The organism is Rathayibacter sp. VKM Ac-2929 (assembly GCF_022815495.1).
In the GTDB taxonomy this organism is placed as follows: Bacteria; Actinomycetota; Actinomycetes; order Actinomycetales; family Microbacteriaceae; genus Rathayibacter; species Rathayibacter festucae.
In genome coordinates this window covers 339-1,500 of the sequence record NZ_JALGRV010000013.1, presented here as the reverse complement: position 1 = coordinate 1,500, position 1,162 = coordinate 339, and the positions used below count along the sequence as shown (strand labels likewise).

Sequence of the window (1,162 nt, the reverse complement as noted above, 5' to 3'; positions counted from 1 at the left end):
GCTGCGCTGGTCGAGGCGAACCCCGCGAAGGCCCGCCTGGTCGCGCTGGCCGTCGTCCTCGCAGGCCAGGAGGCGAACACGAATAAGGAGTCCTGGCGCCGCGGCGACGAGCGCGCCGCCGCCCACTTCCGCCAGCTTGCCGCCTGGGGCTATGCGCTCTCCCCTGTCGAGCAGGTCGTCACCGGAGACACCACCCCGGCTGAGGCTGCCGGGCTGAGCTAGCCGCCGCCGAGTGGACCGGCCCAGTGCGGGCCGGTCCCCCCCCACGAGGGGGGACGCTTCCCCCCTCGACCCCCCACCTCAGCCGGCACCGGCCGAACCGGATCCGTCGGCGCTCGGGAGCTCGCGTGGTCAGAACTGCTCGAGCGGACGCTACGCGGCCGCGCAGTCCGCCGCGGCGCGGCGGGTGCCGGCGTGCAGAGCACGCCCCTGTTCCCGCTGCGCTCCGATCGCTGCGCGCTCGTTCTTCTCCCGAAGCACCTGCGGCATCGTACGGGCGCTACGTGGAGCGCAAGTCGGCTGCGCCGACCGCTCCCTCCGAGATTTTTCGCACGCGGGAGCTGCGCTCCCTCCCATCGCGCGGAAATTCTCTCCCCCGCGCCCTGCGGGTTGCCGCACCACTTCACGCCCTGATCGGCGACACGTCGCCGCTTCGGCAGAAAAACGAGAGGGGAAAACCCATGACCACCACATCCACCACCCCGGCCCCCGTCGACGTCGACGTGTGGGGACACACCCCGGCGCTGCGCGCCGCCGAGGAAGCCGTCAACACAGCCGCCGAGTCCGGGGAGATCCGCGACCTGCACGCCGCCGTCCGGGCGCTTCTCACCGCGGCCGCCCGCTACGCCTGGCCCACCGCCACCTGCCTCGTGTTCAAGCGCGAAGCCGAGGGCACGTTCTCCGGCTTTTGGGCGCTCTACCGCGTCACCGACGCGGGACACAGGGTGCTGCGCGAGTGGGAGAACGAACCCGACGAGATGAGCGACGAGTCCGAGGAGGAGCGCGTCGCGCTCGACCTCATCACCAACCGCCCCGAACCCCAGGCCTACGCCGACACCTTCGGCCCGCTCCGCGACGGCGCCGCGATCGGCTACCACCTCTACATGCTCTGACCATGCGCGTGGGCCGACCCGCAACGGGCCGGCCCAGGGGGGGGGGGGGG

The 1,162-nt window shown here is 72.7% G+C and carries 1 protein-coding gene and 1 pseudogene; both read left to right on the top strand.

Features of this window, described 5'->3' with window-relative positions:
- A pseudogene (locus MT355_RS21050) lies at positions 1 to 222 on the top strand (hypothetical protein); the annotation flags it as partial.
- Between the two features lie 458 nt (positions 223 to 680).
- Positions 681 to 1,112: a hypothetical protein gene (locus MT355_RS21045; RefSeq protein ID WP_243601044.1), complete on the top strand. Its 432-nt coding sequence runs from the start codon at positions 681 to 683 to the stop codon at positions 1,110 to 1,112.
- Positions 1,113 to 1,162: the final 50 nt, after the last annotated feature.